The organism is Gardnerella sp. c23Ub_4, assembly GCF_055804115.1.
In genome coordinates, this window is the sequence record NZ_JANUYO010000003.1 from 197,979 (window position 1) to 216,028 (window position 18,050).

General features: G+C 36.2%; 21 protein-coding genes and 1 pseudogene. 6 read left to right on the forward strand and 16 right to left on the reverse strand.

What is annotated here, in order from left to right:
* Positions 1-205 precede the first annotated feature (205 nt).
* Together NYP67_RS06410 and NYP67_RS06415 are read right to left on the reverse strand one after the other, a co-directional pair.
* Complete coding sequence (locus NYP67_RS06410) at positions 206-1,903, reverse strand: ATP-dependent nuclease (RefSeq protein WP_473411300.1); 1,698 nt, start codon at positions 1,901-1,903, stop codon at positions 206-208.
* A gap of 353 nt (positions 1,904-2,256) precedes the next feature.
* Positions 2,257-2,913: a peptidase gene (locus tag NYP67_RS06415; RefSeq protein WP_473411301.1), complete on the reverse strand. Its 657-nt coding sequence runs from the start codon at positions 2,911-2,913 to the stop codon at positions 2,257-2,259.
* Positions 2,914-3,834: 921 nt separating this feature from the next.
* On the opposite strand from NYP67_RS06415, the gene NYP67_RS06420 reads away from it, so the two are divergent.
* Together NYP67_RS06420 and NYP67_RS06425 are read left to right on the forward strand one after the other, a co-directional pair.
* Positions 3,835-4,038 (forward strand): helix-turn-helix transcriptional regulator, encoded by a 204-nt coding sequence (locus tag NYP67_RS06420; RefSeq protein WP_004113289.1) that lies wholly within the window; start codon positions 3,835-3,837, stop codon positions 4,036-4,038.
* Positions 4,035-4,436, forward strand: coding sequence for a DUF2178 domain-containing protein (locus NYP67_RS06425; protein ID WP_115757652.1), 402 nt, complete (start codon positions 4,035-4,037; stop codon positions 4,434-4,436). Before NYP67_RS06420 ends, NYP67_RS06425 begins: the two co-directional genes overlap by 4 nt.
* 247 nt (positions 4,437-4,683) lie before the next feature.
* On the opposite strand, the pseudogene NYP67_RS06430 reads toward NYP67_RS06425, so the two are convergent.
* From NYP67_RS06430 to NYP67_RS06455, 6 genes and pseudogenes are all read right to left on the reverse strand, one after another.
* Positions 4,684-4,917: pseudogene (locus tag NYP67_RS06430) on the reverse strand (hypothetical protein); the annotation flags it as partial.
* Positions 4,918-4,941: 24 nt separating this feature from the next.
* Positions 4,942-5,928 carry a helix-turn-helix domain-containing protein gene (locus NYP67_RS06435; protein ID WP_115757654.1) on the reverse strand — a complete coding sequence of 329 codons (987 nt, stop codon included), beginning with the start codon at positions 5,926-5,928 and terminating at the stop codon, positions 4,942-4,944.
* 124 nt (positions 5,929-6,052) lie between these two features.
* Positions 6,053-6,244, reverse strand: coding sequence for a hypothetical protein (locus tag NYP67_RS06440; protein ID WP_253254065.1), 192 nt, complete (start codon positions 6,242-6,244; stop codon positions 6,053-6,055).
* A gap of 175 nt (positions 6,245-6,419) precedes the next feature.
* Positions 6,420-6,995: a hypothetical protein gene (locus NYP67_RS06445; RefSeq protein ID WP_020757867.1), complete on the reverse strand. Its 576-nt coding sequence runs from the start codon at positions 6,993-6,995 to the stop codon at positions 6,420-6,422.
* Between the two features lie 423 nt (positions 6,996-7,418).
* A complete protein-coding gene (locus tag NYP67_RS06450; protein WP_473411302.1) occupies positions 7,419-7,715 on the reverse strand; it encodes a type II toxin-antitoxin system RelB/DinJ family antitoxin in 297 nt (98 codons plus the stop codon).
* A gap of 184 nt (positions 7,716-7,899) precedes the next feature.
* Positions 7,900-8,184, reverse strand: a complete 285-nt coding sequence (locus NYP67_RS06455; protein ID WP_322533621.1) for a restriction endonuclease — start codon at positions 8,182-8,184, stop codon at positions 7,900-7,902.
* A 217-nt stretch (positions 8,185-8,401) separates the two neighbouring features.
* Between NYP67_RS06455 and NYP67_RS06460 the strand changes: the two genes are divergently transcribed.
* A complete protein-coding gene (locus NYP67_RS06460) occupies positions 8,402-8,812 on the forward strand; it encodes a hypothetical protein (protein WP_004128465.1) in 411 nt (136 codons plus the stop codon).
* A gap of 385 nt (positions 8,813-9,197) precedes the next feature.
* Here NYP67_RS06460 and NYP67_RS06465 read toward each other — a convergent pair whose 3' ends face one another.
* From NYP67_RS06465 to NYP67_RS06490, 6 genes are all read right to left on the reverse strand, one after another.
* Positions 9,198-9,377 (reverse strand): hypothetical protein, encoded by a 180-nt coding sequence (locus tag NYP67_RS06465; protein ID WP_101889390.1) that lies wholly within the window; start codon positions 9,375-9,377, stop codon positions 9,198-9,200.
* A 272-nt stretch (positions 9,378-9,649) separates the two neighbouring features.
* Positions 9,650-10,948 carry a hypothetical protein gene (locus NYP67_RS06470; RefSeq protein WP_050566870.1) on the reverse strand — a complete coding sequence of 433 codons (1,299 nt, stop codon included), beginning with the start codon at positions 10,946-10,948 and terminating at the stop codon, positions 9,650-9,652.
* A 415-nt stretch (positions 10,949-11,363) separates the two neighbouring features.
* Positions 11,364-11,591 (reverse strand): type II toxin-antitoxin system RelB/DinJ family antitoxin, encoded by a 228-nt coding sequence (locus NYP67_RS06475; protein WP_473411307.1) that lies wholly within the window; start codon positions 11,589-11,591, stop codon positions 11,364-11,366.
* A 546-nt stretch (positions 11,592-12,137) separates the two neighbouring features.
* On the reverse strand, positions 12,138-12,575 hold the full coding sequence (locus NYP67_RS06480; RefSeq protein WP_004132038.1) for a GNAT family N-acetyltransferase: 438 nt from the start codon (positions 12,573-12,575) through the stop codon (positions 12,138-12,140).
* Between the two features lie 229 nt (positions 12,576-12,804).
* Positions 12,805-13,290: an NUDIX hydrolase gene (locus NYP67_RS06485; protein WP_473411303.1), complete on the reverse strand. Its 486-nt coding sequence runs from the start codon at positions 13,288-13,290 to the stop codon at positions 12,805-12,807.
* A 402-nt stretch (positions 13,291-13,692) separates the two neighbouring features.
* Positions 13,693-14,304 (reverse strand): CadD family cadmium resistance transporter, encoded by a 612-nt coding sequence (locus NYP67_RS06490; protein ID WP_473411304.1) that lies wholly within the window; start codon positions 14,302-14,304, stop codon positions 13,693-13,695.
* A gap of 431 nt (positions 14,305-14,735) precedes the next feature.
* Here NYP67_RS06490 and NYP67_RS06495 point away from each other — a divergent pair, with 431 nt between their 5' ends.
* Positions 14,736-14,987: a type II toxin-antitoxin system Phd/YefM family antitoxin gene (locus NYP67_RS06495; RefSeq protein WP_346284419.1), complete on the forward strand. Its 252-nt coding sequence runs from the start codon at positions 14,736-14,738 to the stop codon at positions 14,985-14,987.
* 382 nt (positions 14,988-15,369) lie between these two features.
* On the opposite strand, the gene NYP67_RS06500 is transcribed toward NYP67_RS06495, so the two are convergent.
* The gene (locus tag NYP67_RS06500; protein WP_004110959.1) at positions 15,370-16,167 is read right to left on the reverse strand and encodes an LEM-3-like GIY-YIG domain-containing protein; all 798 of its coding nucleotides are present in this window, start codon (positions 16,165-16,167) and stop codon (positions 15,370-15,372) included.
* A 318-nt stretch (positions 16,168-16,485) separates the two neighbouring features.
* Here NYP67_RS06500 and NYP67_RS06505 point away from each other — a divergent pair, with 318 nt between their 5' ends.
* The gene (locus NYP67_RS06505; RefSeq protein WP_004110960.1) at positions 16,486-16,761 is read left to right on the forward strand and encodes a type II toxin-antitoxin system RelB/DinJ family antitoxin; all 276 of its coding nucleotides are present in this window, start codon (positions 16,486-16,488) and stop codon (positions 16,759-16,761) included.
* A 322-nt stretch (positions 16,762-17,083) separates the two neighbouring features.
* Here NYP67_RS06505 and NYP67_RS06510 read toward each other — a convergent pair whose 3' ends face one another.
* Complete coding sequence (locus tag NYP67_RS06510) at positions 17,084-17,323, reverse strand: restriction endonuclease (RefSeq protein ID WP_115757664.1); 240 nt, start codon at positions 17,321-17,323, stop codon at positions 17,084-17,086.
* 249 nt (positions 17,324-17,572) lie between these two features.
* On the opposite strand from NYP67_RS06510, the gene NYP67_RS06515 reads away from it, so the two are divergent.
* Positions 17,573-17,983, forward strand: a complete 411-nt coding sequence (locus tag NYP67_RS06515) for a hypothetical protein (protein ID WP_102704684.1) — start codon at positions 17,573-17,575, stop codon at positions 17,981-17,983.
* Positions 17,984-18,050 lie beyond the last annotated feature (67 nt).

An 18,050-nucleotide genomic window follows, 5' to 3' on the forward strand; every position in this document is an offset into this window, starting at 1 on the left:
AAATCGCGTATAAGGTTTTAGCTATACGCAAAACGCGTAAAACGTTCAAAACGCTCAAAACGCAGTATGGAAACAGATAGAACAAAAACAAAAAGCTTTCGGTTTTGAATGCCCCTAGTAGCAAACAAAACCGAAAGCAACACACTCAACACTCAAAACACAAAACACACACAACAAACGCGCATATGATGCAGACTAATAGGCTTTATGCATCCTTATCGCTGTTACAAAAGTTATTTTTGTATATTTTAGTCATAAATTCTATTGACTTCTTTATCTCTTCATCGCTAGGCTTTGTGCGCTTTATATTGTTTTGTATTACAGCTTTAGAGCATTCTTCGCAATCGCATTTTTCAACATGATTATCTATAAGATCACCAGGATGATCAATATAATTCCTAATATATGTGCTCATAGATTTATCACGTTTACAATATGGCTTGCCAACATGGTTAATGTTAAAATGATTATCGTCAGTGCTATTTTCAGTTTCCTGTTCAATTAGCCATTTGTCAAAACTACTTATACTTTTTTCTGATACAGTTCCCTTTCCTTTATCATAATGCTTTCCTATTGCCTTCTTATGTAGAGCATTAAAAAGCTCAATATGATATTCAACACTAGGCATATCAAATGCACAATAGTTTATTTCTCCCCACGTTGGAGAGTATTCCCCAGATACGTTCAGCATCTCTTTTTTATTAAATCCACTATATCGTTCTTTGCTATTCGCATTTTCTTTGCTTGCCTCTTCCTTACTAAATATATTTAATTTGTCTTTTAAGCTTGGCTTATTATCCGTGTTTTGATTAACTTCATAGAATGCCTTCAATAAATACGGAGAATGAGTTGTTATAAGAATCTGAGATCTTTGTGATAATTTATTAAATGATTTCATCAAATTATTTTGTGCATTTGGATGCAGGAATGTTTCTGGCTCATCAATGCAAAATATAACTGGCTTTTCTACACTGTCTTCAGATTTATTATTTATCTCTGCATATAACTGAATCAGACTCAAAGCCAGCGCTCTCTGCATACCTGTTCCCTTTTGGCACACTGGCGTAGCAATCCCATTATCAGATACAAGTACAACACCATTTTTGAAGAAACTATCTATTTCTGGTAGTTCAAAATCGAATTTTACTTCGCCCTCTCCGTATTGCTCATCTAGTATTTTTGTTACTTTGCGCTCTGTATCCTCCAGTATTTTCTGTAAGCCTTTGTCTCCAAACGCTTCTTTGTGCGCATCCTTAAACTTTCCCCATAAAGTTTTATTACCGTTTCCATCATCTTCTCTTTGAAAATCTTTTGTTAAATCATTTATTATTTTTCCTATTATCTTTGTCTTACCAAAATCTTGATATTCTTCATTCTTTAAGTCGGAATACACAAATTGCACATCAAACAACGCTGCAATGGTTTTATCAATTCCCGTAGGGTTTTCGTATCTTTTAATTCCTTCTTCATTGGAGTTTGGATTATAAACCCTTATATTTTTAATATCCAAATTAACAGTTTTCTTACCTTGCACAACAGAAGTACTCTCGGAACTTCTTAGTATTCTTATGCTACAAGTTTCATTATCGCAATTTTCCTTATTGCACTTTTCTTTTATAAGATAGTCTTGGTATTTTTTTAGACCAGAGTTATCGCTATTAACTAATTTTTCAATATCTGTACCTGTAAATTCAATTTCAACACTTACATCTTCTGACTCTTTACCCTTTGTTATATATTCTTCTTTACTCTTTCCCGATTGTATAAATTCAATTGCTCTAAAAATTGTTGTTTTACCGCAATTATTATTTCCAACAAAAAAATTAATTCCGTCCGATAAATCTAATACATGACTTCCAGCAAAACTCTTAAAATTATTTAATATTATTTTTGAGATATACATATCAAACTCCTTACATAAGTTATATGCAGAATACTTATTTTCTTTCTAACAAATAAATGTGTTCATTATTTAAGAGAAATAAAATAGCATCTTTGCATCAATTGTAATTCTATGATTATTATTTCTAGAATCGCTTTGTTTTCTATTAGTACCATTTAAAACACAACTATGTGCTATAAATTCCTAACTGCTAAAGTCGCAACATTATTAGAACATTTTGATATAGCAAAGGGATGAATGGATTAACCACTCACCCCTTTACTATTTTGTAAACACTAGAACTGTCTTTACGTAATGCCTAACAAATTACAAAAACATAACCATTAAGCTTAAAGACAACTCCAAATCAGTGCTTAGTGACGAGCCTTGCGAACAGCAGCACCCATGCCAGCGAGCATGGTGGCAGCCAAAGCGGTCAAAGTTACGCCAACACCAGTAGCAGGCAACTTCTTACCGGCATCCTTCTTCTTCTCAACCACAGTGGTCTTAGCACCAGCAGCAGCACCATTAGCACCAGCCTGGCCAGACTGACCCTGCTTAGCCTTTGCATCCTTAGAAGTCTCAGCTGGCTTTGTGTCCTGAGGATTCTTTGGATCAGCTTCAGCTGGAGCAGGCTTAGCTTCATTCAAAGCCTTCTGAGCCGTCTCAAGAGACTCCTGAGCTGCGCTCAATGCCTTCTGAGCCGCCTCTACAGCAGCCTTCTTCTTTGCACCATCAGTATCATTATCATAGGTAGCTGTCTGAGCATCATTTGCTGCCTTTGTCTTCTCTTCAACAGTAGCCTTAGCCTCTTCAACAGCAGCCTCGAGCTTCAAGACCTGAGCTTTAGTATAAGTCTTAGCAGCCTTCTTCTGAGGGATGAGCAATTCGTTAAAGAAGCTGCTCACTTCTCCTTGGTTCTTGAAAGGCGTTTCATCATTATTATCAGCCATTGCTGGGGTTGCCATTGCAAAGCCAGCGAGCAAAGTTGCGCCAGCAGCGAAAGCGGCGATAGCCTTCTTATTCATCATTTTATTTCCTTTCTTCTTCTCCTATGCGTTAGGGGCGCATAGAAAAATTTGCCTTTGCGGTTTCCCGCGTAGTAACCGAGAACTAGGGATTCATCGGTAACTGACTTAAAAGATACAACATACTCTACCGAAAATCAACTAAAACATTCAGCTAACATTAAGGTTTGTTCTAAATATTTTATTGTGATTTTACTAAACTAATACTATTTGCCGTAAATTTTACATATGATTCGCTATCAAACCGTAAAAATACGCATTTCAAGTTTTTTGAAGAATTTTCCCAGGTTTTTTTAAGGAAACGATCTTCTCGCGTGTCGCAAAACAAATAATGGGAAAAGAATCAGGAAAATCGTTCGCACGGATTAGCCGTGCGAACGTCTTCGCCGCCGTAGAAGCACACCGTGCTTCTACGCTAAGCGGCTCAGCGAATCGAAGTGATTTTTCGCGCATTATGCAGCTCAAAATCGTCGATTCGCGAGTGTGTCGCACTATAAAAAACCGTAGTGCGATTGTACTGAATTTTGTTGTGTCAAGTCATTAGCTCGCTCTAAGCGAAAAGGCAGGTCATGTCGTTAGCGCGGTCTAAGCGCGCTATTCCTCACGGCTATTAGTAGCCGTTCGGCTGATTTGGCGCATAAAGTCCACTGGACTTTACATGCCAAATCACGCTTTGAAGGAGCTTGAAATGCGTTATGCAATTTCAAGCTCAGTCAAAGCGCAAACACACTACAGTTTTATCAATGCCAATCTCTTCATTTACTAGCAAACTATACTTTTCACACTCCTTCAGGTTTACCAATACGTCTAATTCACATCCCACAACAATACCTAAACCAACAATGGAAAGCTAACTTGACATTTGCTTTCAAAACAATTATATTATATGTAAAGCTAGCTTTCCATTAGAAAGGAGAATGTAATGTGAAAAATAGACTTGAACAAATTAGAAAAGAAAAAGGCATAACACAAGAAGAACTTGCCGATGCACTCGAAGTATCAAGACAAACAGTCGGTTCTTTGGAAAATGGAAGATACAACCCATCAATCATATTGGCATACAAAATTGCTAAGTACTTTAATTTAACAATCGAAGAAATATTTATATACGAGGAAGATAAAAAATGAAAAAACAGAAAACCCAGAATTTTTGGTACATAGGATATGTAATAGGAATTTGCGGACTAATTCTTGCACTGACTCTTAAACTGAACGAATCCGTAGAAATTGTACTGTCAGTTGTTTTTGTTGCAATTATCTCACTTTCACACGTAAAAATCATGCACTATAAGATGATGGAAAAAGACCACAACTACAAAATAAATGTGAACGATGAAAGAAACGAGAAAATCAAAGATAAAGTAAATGCAACAATGGCATTCATACTAATGCACCTAATGGGAATAATTGCCATAATTGCATTTATCACAAAAGCATATTTGCCAGCTGCTCTTTTAGCTATTTCAGTCGCCCTTTCTCCATTAATCATGTTTTTTATCAACAAATATTATGAGAAAAAATATTAAAATCAGACCTAACCTGCCCATTTACTACTTATTACGAAGCTGACCAACCTTCATAAATTCCTTAATCTCCAATACGGAACTTTTTTATTCTCAAAGTTGCATCAGGCGAAGCAAATGAAAATGACCTTTACACTTGGATCAAAAATCACCAAGCTTAATGCTCAACATTCCGAAGCATTTTTAGAATATGCCAAACTCTATTTCGTGCGACTAGTCACAGTGACGGACATAAAACACCACAACAGTATTACTTCACTACAGCTTTTCCATTCAAGCAATGCACAACATAGTGAGCACATCCACCTGTTTTGCGCCCAAAATTATTACAACTAAGATTAGCTTTATGCTTATCACAAACTTCAGCCACGCCATTCTCACAAACTACTTCAAGACATGCACCCTTGGTAATTTCTCCCTCTAAAACACTCGTACCATTTAACGTATCCAACATGCAAGAAGCAACAGCCTTAACATTATTCGCCGCAAAATCGGCTCCGAAAGTCACTTATTTCTTTCCTAGCCTCCACGCTTTGAGCACTACTTCTATTACTCCGTAAGTCAATGCGGCCAACGGCCAAACAATCCAACTTTTTCCCCAATCGGACGTGATGAAACTGTAGGCTAAATAAATGCAGATAATTATAAGCCAGTAAGCTTGGAGGAATAAGCTAATCTTTGCAGGATAGACAGTTTTTTTCTTCGGTTGCAGCAAACGGCAATAGGACGAGCGGACGATATTCGCCTGTACGAATAAATAGACAGCTGCTGCCACCAGGGCAATAGCGATAACTACAAAAAAGCCGGATGAAAGTTGATAAAATTTCGGTGCTATATCCGAAATTATAAGAAAAATAAAGGCAACCATACATAAAACGACACCGATGACCGTCCGCAGCACATACGACGGCATGAAACGTTCCAAGCGTTCTTTGAGCACACTGTCAACGCCGTAAGCCGTTTCAAAGTCCTCTTTTTCCAAATATTGATAACGCTTTCCGTGGAAACTCTGAATAATAAAAATAGCTACAGCAACGGTAATAATCGCAACACTGAATGCTAAGCCCAAAGTTTTACCGACTTGTGCATTTACTGTGTGAGAAAGCAAAAGATCACTGCCAACCAACGGGATTGCCGCCAGAATACAAAGAAGAACGCCTAGAGCAACATAGGCGGCAAATGATATTCTGTGAGCAATATAAGCGGAGGCTTCTTCCATCTCAATTACCCGCATACGAACGCCGAATTCTTCCTGGCAGGCATTTTCATCTGCGTTGACGTTCTTCCCCATAACATCAATTTCATCTTTTACCAGAAGATCTGTACTAACACCAAACAAACGGCTCAATGCAATTATCCGTTCCATATCCGGGATACTTTGCGCACCTTCCCATTTGGAAACAGCTTGGCGACTGACACCCAATTTGTCCGCCAATTCTTCCTGCGACCAACCGTTTTGTTTACGCAGTTCCAATATTTTATCTGCTAAAATCATAAAAACATCTCCATTTCAAACTAGAATTCATCATGATCATGGTGAAATTATAGCTAAAACAGCAGTTGCGTAGTAGCAAGTTCAGTTGGCAATTGCCGTTAAAAGCGCAATTTCTGCCGACAAATTAGCGCAACCGACCGCCAATTCGTTTTCTTTCATTTTTGCACCGCGCTTCCCAATCATCTTCGCAAGCGCAAGCAAGCGCATCCGTTACAGACTGCAGATCTTCGCCTTCATAATACGCAACAAGCAACTTCTTAAACTCAGTAACCTTATTTTCTGGAATAACCAACAAGCCATTACCATGAGAAATCAAATAGTGTAGGGAACTTTTTTACAATTTTTATACCATTTTGTTCCCCAAAACATAAACAACTAAATTAATAATCACTCGACAGCAAAATAGCCTTAATGCTCATTGCAGAATGAAAGTTAATATTGGAAATATTGTAGGAGTGTAAACATCCAAGACAATTGCAAACAGAGAGTTGTTAATTTTTTTGTTCAATAATTTTATCGGTAAATGCCTTTAAAAATTCTTTAGAATTGCTCCAGCCTGCACCATTGTTTAATCCCGAGAAATCAAACCCAGATATTTCATCTAAAGCTTTACTACAAACCCATTCATACATTCCAGCCTCTTTGCTTTTATATATTATTAGGAACAATGGTTTCATTGCTTTTTTACCCAACAACAAAACACTAATATATTGTTTAGAATACATTACATCGTTATACCATTGTCCTGTCAGCCAATAGAATTTATCTTTGCGCCCCTTTTCACCAATCTCATCGCATAGATTTTGTAATTGTTTAGCCACATACGTGAGAACCTTTTCATCTATGTTTTTTACGAGCAAAGTTTCATCAACACCATTTTTACTTACCTCTTTCCAGTCAACATCTTCATTATTTTCTGAGTGTCTTTCATTCCTTGCAGACTTTTGATTTTCTGTTTTTAGTTCTCTATTATTATTGCTAAAACTATTCTGATTCTTACAACCTGAAATAAGTGATATAAGACAAACTACCATAGTCAAAAAAGCATAATGCTTGATATGCTTCATTTATGCCTCCTCCACAACTTAATCTTTACCTAATTGCAGCTACGATTCTCATGTTCAATCTTCACTCTGTTATTCACTATCACCTGCCCAATATTCATTCATCTCGTAGTACAAATCATCTTTGAGTCTAATAAAACTGACGGGATGTAAATTATGGACAAAGAATGCAAATCTGCGGCCTATAAAATAATTGTAACTAAAAATCATCCGATAATCTACAGGATTTTATTTACATACATAAACAGATGCGTGGCAAAATGAGTACACGCTTTAACGATAGAAGCGAGATATCGCAAAAGGTTTAATTGCCATTTACAACTTTCTCAATATCTCTTTTCCCATAAAGCACACGAGAAACCACAACTTCATACTTTTCTTCAAAAACAAAATAAAAAATAAGAAAATTATCACACGACACGAACCCTATGCCTTATGCAAAGATTCAAAAACCTTACTCGCAGGCTTCGCATCACCAGATAAAACCGACTTATAACCCTTTTCCAACTCATCATTCAACTCACCTTGAGTCATAGAACTCACATCACGCGGCTCTCTATAACCCAATTTCACATCAAAAGGAAGCCCCTGCCGTAAAACAACCTGCTTATAAAACATGGTAATAGCACTCGAAGGAAGAAGACCCAAAGAATTCAATATATGCTCTGCCTGCTCTTTTAACTCTGGATCAATACGAGTATACAAGTTAGCTGTTTTCGCCATATAATCACCCCTTGTTTCTTACAACGATTACATGACATTGCATTGGCATTGCAATGTCACTGCATTAACATCAGCATTAACATCAGCATTTACACTTATACGTAATATTAAAAGCAAATTGCATTCAAAAACCGTAAGAAACCAGCTAATAAACTTAAAACATAACAAAATCAAGTCACAAAACTTACACAAAAACACTACTCATCTTGATATTCAAGCAAAGCATCAGTATCAATCGTTTTAATCTCAAACGTTTTCTTGTTGAAACACAAAAATTATGCTTAATCATAAGATTTGCAAGCTTCACACCATCAACCAAAATAATATGCTGATTGTAAGAATAATCTTTAGCTTTCTGCGAAAACCTAGACGTTGTAACAAAAAGACCATGCCCTTGCTTACCAGCTAGCCGAAAACCACGCTTGATTAACACCATTCTTCTTTTTCGGTGCCTTATAATTCGGCACATATCCAACCCTCACCTCATTGGGATATGTTTTCACGATATGATACTCAATGCCGTATTTATCCAGTTCTTTAAGTCCTGTCTGCCAATGACCGCTAGATTTTTTGGATATGATTATCCCAACTTTCCAAGTAAGATAAATTAACGTAAAATAAGTGAAAAATAGTCTGTCTATGACAGTAGGCATCCACTTGACTATATAAATTTAAGGAGGTTAGTTATGAAGAAATCTGTATATCAAGCTATACGATTATTCCTTTTTTCATTATTACTCCCTCTTTTAGGACTTATTATCAATTCTCTTAAATCACTCGATTGGGAAATTGTTTATGACTCACCCTTTTTACTCATTGTTATAGCTCATGCACTTGGTTTAACAAAAATTCTTCTTTACTCGATTGTTGTCAATCAAAAAACACTCGAAAACTTAGGAGTTTGTAAAACCATCGCTATCGCGCTTATCGCCCCTGCTATTGATTTATTGATATTACAAGAGTCTCCTCGGCAATTGGGTAGTAGCTGGACTTGCACGTACATTACATTTTTTATTACTCTTGAATGTATCCCAACTATAATTCCAATCATTGTTAAAGAGTTTTTACGAAGAAGAAACCAAAAGCATAAAGCCTAAAAATGCACCCACCTAATCCATACGTGACATCAATACTATAATATCTTTTACTTCCAAGATTAGCTATGAAATCAACTTCTAACTGTTTCTTGATGCCTTTATAACGTATATTATATCTGTGAACAACATCTCGTAAACGCACGTCTCTTCCTATTTAGAATTATTTCCATTTCGGAATTTAATCTAAATACATTATGAAGAATAGGCTCATGGAACTCAACGCTATTTAGAAATCTATCGCAAAAAGTCTCTGACCTCACCTAAGCTAGCCGTGGACACTCTTTAGAATAAATACATCGCGTCCACTCCACTTAGGAGTTGCGAAACATGTACTTGTATGATGTCATCCATTTAATTAGTCTCGCTGTCTAGTCGGAGAATTGTTTTACTTGCTTGACTTAATAAGCACGACTATCCAAGCGATAAGAATCAGTTCCATTGCAATGGCTACTCCAAGCAGATGATATAACTCCATAATAGCGAAAGCTACAATAACTGGAACCATTACGCTTGTTAGAATAGAAACTAGCTGCATTTGCTTACGACTGTTTGAACATTTACTCATTTAGATGCTTTCCTAGTAAGCTAGTGCATTTAAAATCACCAGGGTCTCAAGTGAACGATAAGATAATAATAATAATGCTAACGTCCACTGATGAAATTCAACTATTTGAAACTAACGGTGCTAAAGTACATCTCTCACTAATTAACAAATTATCATAGTTGGCGTGAATGGCATTCTGAGTGACGGTGGCACCATTCATGTCAAGAGGACGAATACTGTCATACTTTTTGTTACAACGTACCTGTCACCTTATCATTCTTCTTTTTTCACATTCATTCTGCCTTACCCATTGGTAAGTAGTAGATTTTACCGTCTTTAGAAATCAATTGCACATCCTCGGCATACAGGTCAGAGGTGTCCTGCGGATGTTTAATGGATTTGACTGATGCTTGAGCCGTTATCATATCTACTGTTTTTTTGTTAATCGACCTAAAATTAAGGTCATCATCAAATAATCCAGGAATAAAATGGATGACGCGATCGATTCCATCTCTTTTACGCTTGATCTCATCTGTATCAATGCTTAAACGATTTACGGATGTCTGATGCCAGCCAGTCAATAATGCTTGAGTATCTTCCACCTGCTTTGTGTATGTCGGCAAAAGCGCTAGGCACTGCTTTCTTGAGACAGCCCCCAGATGAAGCGTATACCTCAAGTCGGAAATCTTATACAGCACATCAAGCAATGCTTTTTGGTATGTATACCAGTTTTGCGCTTCTTTTAATTCCTTTTCATAAGATGCATAATCCAGGTCATTTTTCTTTGTAAAGCCCGCCAAAGTTAAATTAACCTGACCAAGTAACTGAGTACATTCTTCTTCTAGATTATCGAGCTGCGCAATCTTTGACAGTCTCAATTCATCATTCTCAAGAATCTCTACTTGAAAGTCGGCAATTTTCTTAATATGAGCAACAAGTGAAAAAATCCGACTTCGAAATTCATTATCTTGGAAATCAGATATTTTTGAAATTCCATCACGGATTACTCCAAGCTCTGCATTTATCTGCGTCATGTAATACTGCCCAACAACAATTGATGCCAATCCCATGGCTACACCCACACTATTTGCTACTACATTTTTAGCTTTAACCGCTACAAGGTTTGCATGACCCTTGATTCCATTAGCACCAAAATAGAGTCCTCGAACCGCTCCTTCCATAGCCTTAGAATTGGTAAGTTTAGCACCAGCCGGGATTATAGCGCGATACAAAACCTCACTTCCCGCTTTTGCAGTTTGGACTGCATTGGAACCTGCTATACCAGCCTGCACCAATCCGGAAAACAAATTGCTCACACGCCCCAGAATTTTACTATCAGTTATCTCCACCAGCTCACTATCATCAGATATTGCTTCTGCCGGAAGCATTTCCATCTGAATGACAAGTTCATCGAGCTTTTGATCTGGCTGAGATAATTTACTTGTTTTCTTTACTATCATCGCACTATTATTCAAATCAGAGTTATTCTCGTCTTTGGGAATATTTGTTTTCTTCAGCCTATTAATTAGGAAAGCAGCAATCATTACCACTGCCACAATACATATGCCAACTACAACATACTCTATATTCAAAGTTCCTCCTTTTAACGTTCTATAATAGGAATAGTAAATTTTGCGAATAAATCAAGTCTCACTGATTTTGATATCTATCTCACAACCACAACTACCCGACATCTAACCCGACAACTCCATTTATTGACATCTATCTTGGCAACTCACCATCACACTTTTGGTTGGTTCTCCTTTGGATAAATTTCCGCAGAGTGTTTTGTCTGCCCGATTCCGAAGTCCCCCGATTGCCAGAAAACCGCAGCGTTACCGAGCTTTTGCGGCTATTTTCCTGTCACTCTCAACATGGATTAAGAGAACGCTATAGATACCATAGCATATGTTCATATTGGGAAATCTACTTTCATCAACACAAAAATAAACGTAATAATTTTTTACGCGTATTCTTCTAAAAACAAGTTTACACCACGGCTGCTAATCAACATTCAAGCTCTTCAAAAACACCATCTATCGGATAACTATCGCCACAAACCGCCTGATTATAACCTTTAGCCATCAACGCGTTAAACGTTTTCTCGTCCATATCATCTTGTGCTGGAAGAGACTTTGGAATAGTAAGCGAAAACGGAATACCCTTATTAAGAATGATTTGACGATAAAACATGTCAATAGCCGTAGCCCTAGGAACTCCAATCGTTTCCAAAATCTACTCCGCCTGCTGCTTAATATTTTCTTGTATTCTCACATTCACATTCGCTGTTTTAGTAACTGTCATATCAATCAACCTCCATACACACATCATAAAATACTGTATCGCATATTGCAACACATTTGCACGAATAGGATTCCTCGACTGTCATACACGATTTTTATGTTCGCATTACTGCATCAGATAGCACAATCAAGCGCCGTGATGGTGGGAAGCACCACTTATTTTCTCGTTTGAGTTTGAACATAAAAATATCAGATAAAGGGAAGGAAATGAATTTACACCAAAGTGAGGGTTTGACCGATTCTTATCATCTTATCTCCTTTACTTTCTGTAACATATTTAATGAAACTAGCATTTTGTCGTGTATATATTAGTGAGAAGCATTTGAAATACTTTCTTAGCTTCTTAGTGAGTTTTCCCTATTTATTGATCGCAAAACATAGGGAAATTAAGCAAGAAAAAAGACGATAGATTTTTTCTTTTTTCTATCGTCTTACACATTTAGTATTTAATTTTTCAGTTCAACAAACTAGAATTGACTTATTCGAAAATTTTAATAAATCTCTTTTGCGTCTTATCACATACATATCCTATATTTTCATAGAATTTATGTGCTTCTGTTCTTGCTTCTGCTGAGTTTAACCTGATAAACTTAATTAATTTTTGTCGAGAATCCATTTCTAAATGATTCATCAATTTTTTTCCAATGCCTCTTCCTTGAAACTCTGGTAAGACAGCTAATCCTAGAATATTTAATCCACAATCTGAATAAAGACTCTCATACATTTCAGCATGTATAAATCCAACAACTTTACGTAAATCCTCATCCTCATAAACATAAATCACATGATGCTTTTTATCAGCTGATAGTTTTGTGATTTGATTCTCTACTAACTCTGTAGAAACAGTATATCCTAAAGAAATATCACATATTTCTCGTATAGATTGAGCATCTTCTTTTTTTATTTTTCTAATCATTTCATTACCTCCGCAACTTCAAATTTATCTAGCTCTATTATTTCAGATATACCCTCGACCATATAGTTATAACAGTAAATCTTACAATCTTGTAATTACCGTATTTCTATTAAGCTTAACCTTGCCTTTTCTCTTTATATATTCTTCAATATCAAACACATTCTTCTTGTCATAATCTTCTAAGAAATAATGTTTATGCAACGATCTCTTGCCATAATAGCGGGATTCATTAATATCTTTCATCTGAAATTATATGCTCTATTCCACTATGCTCCGATTTAAGATATTCTTTCATAAATGTCGGGTAAGCCTTGAACTTATCAAGCTCATCTATAGGTAACCAATGCATTGTCTCTTTAGCACCTGACTCTGTAGTGCTTTGGCTCGTAAAATCTCTTTTGCCCATGGGTTTCATCATGTAGTAGAATGTAAGCTCATGGAAGTCTACTCCATCTAAGCCGGAGCTGCCGATGAATAAGTTCTCGTGTATGACGGCAAGATGATCTACTTCGTAATTAAGACCTGTCTCTTCAAATACTTCTCTCTTAACGGCTTCTTCTGATGTCTCGCCCACGTGAACCGCTCCGCCAACTGAGTAGAAATAGTCGTCCTCATCATTTCTTGCAAATAGCACACAACCTTCTTCGACTATGATGGCTGCTGCTCTATATCTAAATGCTTTTTTATCGTTAATAAATCCGCAATTATGTTCCACAGTTTACTCCTTTATTTTTTATCTAATGACTGTGACTTATGGTTCAAATGCAAACAAGTTCCCAATCTTAATTGAAAATCCAAGTGATTGATACATTTGTATATCACATTGTGCACAAGCAACAGTCATTGAACTTATTACACTCGACCCTAGAGCGTTGATATCTTCCCTCATACAGCCAAACTGCGCTCAAAAACCGCGCAAAGCCAGCCTAAAGCTGCCACACGCTAAACCTTTTAACGATAGCCTTCGCAAACCCCTGCTACACAAGGGCAAAAGCACCCACCTAATCAGCCTCCTGCATCTTATAGCACGGTGAAGCGCCGTGACGGTGGGAAGCACCACTTATTTTCTCGTTTGAGTTTGAACGTAAAAATAGCAGATAAAGGGAAGGAAATGAATTTACACCACTTTTAGGACTTGACCTATGAAATAATTAATCGTTCCATTTTCAATCAATATATAGAGACCGAGTCCAATAAACACGACAGGTACAATTACTTTTTCGTACTTTTCCACAGTCTCTCCGATAGCAGAAATTGAGGCGAGATTTTGAGATAATTTGCATAGAATCAAAATCCCTAAGGCAAATATTACTAAACTTATACCAATCTCAATCAAACTCTTTCCTGTAAAATAGGGGATATAAATTCCTAAATTATCTCCACCCATTGCCACTGTTAAACTTGTAAATGCTAAGATTTTTGATCCATCTCCGGTAATTTTCCCCTCGATATCTTCTTCATCAATATCTTCATCCACAAAAATTGCTCTTATACCAAGACCTAGCGGAATTAGACCAAGGAGTCCGATAATCCAATCTTGTGGAATAAAATTTAAAAAGTAAGCGGCAATAAGACTAGCCAGTACAAGCAGTCCTGTACCTAAATACTGCCCTACATAAATTGATTTCAAACCTTTCTTTCCTTGACTAGCGAATAAAATAGTCAAAACAATTAAGTAGTCAATGGATGTAGAAACAAAAACTAATAAAGCGGATACTATTGTTTCCATTATTTCTCCTTTCAAAATGTTTAATGTTTATAGCCAATCAAAATTGACTGCACACACATTGTGCCTCGGCAGTTGCCAATGGAGACATTTTAAGAAATAACTTCACAATTTTCCCACCTTTCCTTGAAATATTACTTGTGAAATTTACTTAAACTATATGATTTTGTCAAATATGCTGATAGATATCCACGCAAACTGTGAAGATTGAAAATATATAAAATTAGATAGACCAAACATTATTCATCTAAATAAAGCCATTGTTTTCAAAAGTCTTATAGTCTATTATTTTATTTTCTTGACAACAAACAAATTGATTCTAAATGGATTGAGAGAACGGGTAGTATAGCTACACTTTTTGAGTGCCAAGCCACTAATATAATTGTAATCTTGATAATATTATGATACTTTTTTGATAAAAGGAGGTTGATACTATGATTAATATTCGCCCAGTTTCCGACTTAAGAAATAAATTCCCAGAAGTAGAAGAAACAGTTATAAATTCAAATACACCAGTATTCCTTACAAAAAATGGTTATGGAACTATGGTTCTCATGAGCATCAAACAATACTCTGCCCTCACTGACGACATTGAAAGAAAACTCGACGAAGCAGATACTTTTGCCGCAAACACTTCTACGCGTCTTTCTAAAGACGACGTCTTTGATAGCGTAAGGAGTAATTAATCAAAAAACACAAGAACACCTCTACTACAGGATTAGCGTACGCAACTTTTCTGTTTTTTACGTTGTCATCGACGACACTATGGAAGTGCGCAGACTTCTATATTCAAAACGAAATATTGACGCACTACTGGAATAACTATTCTCAATAACTATCATTATTATGCTAACGATTATTGAAAAAGCTATCGTTAAAAGGTTTAAGATTGGCTTAATAGCTTGATTTTAGGCAAGATATCCATTCTCCTCACACCATGTCCATGCAATATTAGATTGTTGGCTGGAAGACGTGGTGTTCTAATAATGGGCGTAAAAATTTCAAGTTCAACTTCAAAACAAACGCACTTTCTAATAAATCATTTCCTACAATAAACTATAATTTATCTCACTTCTGCGGATTTAGGTATGTAATCGGATTCTGCGCCGACTGATTCAATTTCAATCTGATTATAGATTTCCCTAGATAAAAAGCTTCATTTTCATCAAGTGTAAATCCTTGTTCATATCTATCATCCACAAAAAATAATCTATTCGCCTTTTTTGGCTCAAGAATGATATCCTGCCTTGGAAGTCTGTCCTTTGCCTCTTTGCAAACAAACCACTTTGACGGCTTATATACCGCCACAATCAAAGAATTGTATACACCAAAAACATATTCAACGGTTTTTACTTTTTCTTTTGATACTCTCCAGATACCACGAACAGCATCATACAATACATTCTCATCCATGCATCTCCGATAAAGCCTATTTATTTTTATAACAAGAATTCTGTGCTTTATGTCTTTTTCTTCAAGTTCGACCGCGCCATTTATTCTTTCGTATTCATCAACCGATAATGCCTCTGCAGAATGATGCCCGGCAACAATATTAGTGAGGCCTGTGTCACTGACGTAATTAAATGCATTGATTAAAGACGCCTCTGACGCAAACGCCTCTTCTTCAGTAAGGTTTGAATTAATGATAATCTTTTCAACTTCAAGTCCAGCAGCCTTAATTTCTGATATTGTCTTAAGTTTCAGGTTCTCACTTTCAGAACTACCCAGGATTTTTTTCTCATGTTCAAATACTCTGTTTCCTGCGCCTTTTCCAATATAGAAGATTCGCTTACTACGTGGATCGATAAGTCCATACACATAATAATCTCCAAGTGAAAGAAGACTTTTCTCTGAAAATCTATCCATCGTTTTCTCCTAATGAGCAGTTTCCCATTATTCGTATACAACTAAAATACGACTTAACAAAATCCAATACAATCATCTTCATCTGTTGATATAGCATAACTCTACATCCGTTTTTCTCTGAAATATTAAAGTCAATCAGCGTTTTTATCATAAAAATCAACAAATTGCATGATGTACTTCAAATTGTAATTTCCCATTGCAATTTTTTACTCTTTTAACATTAACACTAATCATTGAGTGCAAAATATTACTATTCCCTCTTTATGCTTGACAACGTATACTGATTGTATCATAATCATTTTAAAAGGAGCTAATATTATGGCAACAAGTCCTACTCAAATTCGTATCGATAGTAATGTCAAAACAGAAGCAAATGAACTGTTTAGCGAACTCGGCATCGATATGTCAAGTGCCGTAAACATCTTCTTACGCCAATGCGTTTTGCATGGAGGACTTCCTTTTAAAGTAGAAATCCCAAAGTTCAATACTGAAACACTGGCGGCCATGCAAGAAGCCAAAAGAATTTCCAGAGACCCTAACGTACCATCGTATTCTTCTATGGAAGACCTTAAGAAAGCGCTGTTGCAAGACTGATGTACAACGTTAAATTCACGAATGCTGATATTCTCACCCTCACACTTATCGATACTGGTAGCCACGCAGACCTCTTCAACCTGTAATCGTAAAAAATGTACGATTAACCAATATCCACAACCAAAGCCAAAAGTAAAACAAAAAACAAACCAAGATTTTTCACCGCACACATCGCTTATAAGTGAAATTTAATGGCAAAATCGATAATTTATAATTTATAATTTATAACTGATAAAATAGCAAATTCATATCTAAAATCTCAAAAAACTCAGTAACAAACTCAAAATCAACAAAATCAAGTCACAAAACTTACACAAAAACACTATTCATCTTGATATTCAAGCAAAGTATCAGTATCAATCGTTTTAATCTCAAACGTTTTTCTTGTTGAAACACAAAAATTATGCTTAATCATAAGATTTGCAAGCTTCACACCATCAACCAAAATAATATGATGATTGTCAGCGTAATCTTTAGCTTTCTGCGAAAACCTAGATGTTGTAACAAAAAGACCATGCCCTTGCTTACCAGCTAGCCGAAAACCACGCTTGATTAACACCATTCTTCTTTTTCAGTGCCTTATAATTCGGCCATATCCAACCCTCACCCCATTGATATGTTTTCACGATATGATACTCAATGCCGTATTTATCCAGTTCTTTAAGTCCTGTCTGCCAATGACCGCCAGATTTTAATCGGATATGATTATCCCAACTTTCCAAGTAAGATAAATTAACGTAAAATAAGTGAAAAATAGTCCGTCTACAACAGTAGGCATCCACTTGACTATATAAATTTAAGGAGGTTAGTTATGAAGAAATCTGTGTATCAGGCTATACGATTATTCCTTTTTTCATTATTATTGCCTCTTTTAGGACTAATCCTTAACTCACTTAGATTGTTTAATCCAGAAATTGTTTATGACTCACCTGTTTTATTTATCGGTATAGCTCACGTATTTGGTTTAACAACGCTTGTCCTTTACTCAATCATCGTCAATCAAAAAACACTCGAAAACTTAGGAGTTTGTAAAACCATTGCCATAGCGCTTATCGCACCAGCCATTGATTTATTGATATTACAAGAGTCTCCTCAACAATTGGGTAGTAGCTGGATTTACTTATACATTACGTATTTCTTAACCACTGAATGTATTCCAACTATAATTCCAATCATTGTTAAAGAGTTTTTACGAAGAAGAAACCAAAAGCATAAAGCCTAAAAATGCACCCACCTAATCCACACGTGACATCAATACGACAGTCTCCACGTGGATTGAGAGAACTCCA

Bases quoted from the DNA above. Each gene is read 5' to 3' on its own strand.
- NYP67_RS06460 (WP_004128465.1), top strand. From the start codon at position 8,402: ATGAAGAAATCTGTATATCAAGCTATACGATTATTCCTTTTTTCATTA.
- NYP67_RS06445 (WP_020757867.1), bottom strand. From the start codon at position 6,995: ATGAAGCATATCAAGCATTATGCTTTTTTGACTATGGTAGTTTGTCTT.
- NYP67_RS06435 (WP_115757654.1), bottom strand. From the start codon at position 5,928: ATGATTTTAGCAGATAAAATATTGGAACTGCGTAAACAAAACGGTTGG.
- NYP67_RS06455 (WP_322533621.1), bottom strand. From the start codon at position 8,184: ATGTGCCGAATTATAAGGCACCGAAAAAGAAGAATGGTGTTAATCAAG.
- NYP67_RS06465 (WP_101889390.1), bottom strand. From the start codon at position 9,377: ATGAGTAAATGTTCAAACAGTCGTAAGCAAATGCAGCTAGTTTCTATT.
- NYP67_RS06425 (WP_115757652.1), top strand. From the start codon at position 4,035: ATGAAAAAACAGAAAACCCAGAATTTTTGGTACATAGGATATGTAATA.
- NYP67_RS06490 (WP_473411304.1), bottom strand. From the start codon at position 14,304: ATGGAAACAATAGTATCCGCTTTATTAGTTTTTGTTTCTACATCCATT.
- NYP67_RS06500 (WP_004110959.1), bottom strand. From the start codon at position 16,167: ATGGATAGATTTTCAGAGAAAAGTCTTCTTTCACTTGGAGATTATTAT.
- NYP67_RS06515 (WP_102704684.1), top strand. From the start codon at position 17,573: ATGAAGAAATCTGTGTATCAGGCTATACGATTATTCCTTTTTTCATTA.
- NYP67_RS06415 (WP_473411301.1), bottom strand. From the start codon at position 2,913: ATGATGAATAAGAAGGCTATCGCCGCTTTCGCTGCTGGCGCAACTTTG.
- NYP67_RS06495 (WP_346284419.1), top strand. From the start codon at position 14,736: ATGATTAATATTCGCCCAGTTTCCGACTTAAGAAATAAATTCCCAGAA.
- NYP67_RS06450 (WP_473411302.1), bottom strand. From the start codon at position 7,715: ATGGCGAAAACAGCTAACTTGTATACTCGTATTGATCCAGAGTTAAAA.
- NYP67_RS06505 (WP_004110960.1), top strand. From the start codon at position 16,486: ATGGCAACAAGTCCTACTCAAATTCGTATCGATAGTAATGTCAAAACA.
- NYP67_RS06480 (WP_004132038.1), bottom strand. From the start codon at position 12,575: ATGATTAGAAAAATAAAAAAAGAAGATGCTCAATCTATACGAGAAATA.
- NYP67_RS06410 (WP_473411300.1), bottom strand. From the start codon at position 1,903: ATGTATATCTCAAAAATAATATTAAATAATTTTAAGAGTTTTGCTGGA.
- NYP67_RS06510 (WP_115757664.1), bottom strand. From the start codon at position 17,323: ATGGTGTTAATCAAGCGTGGTTTTCGGCTAGCTGGTAAGCAAGGGCAT.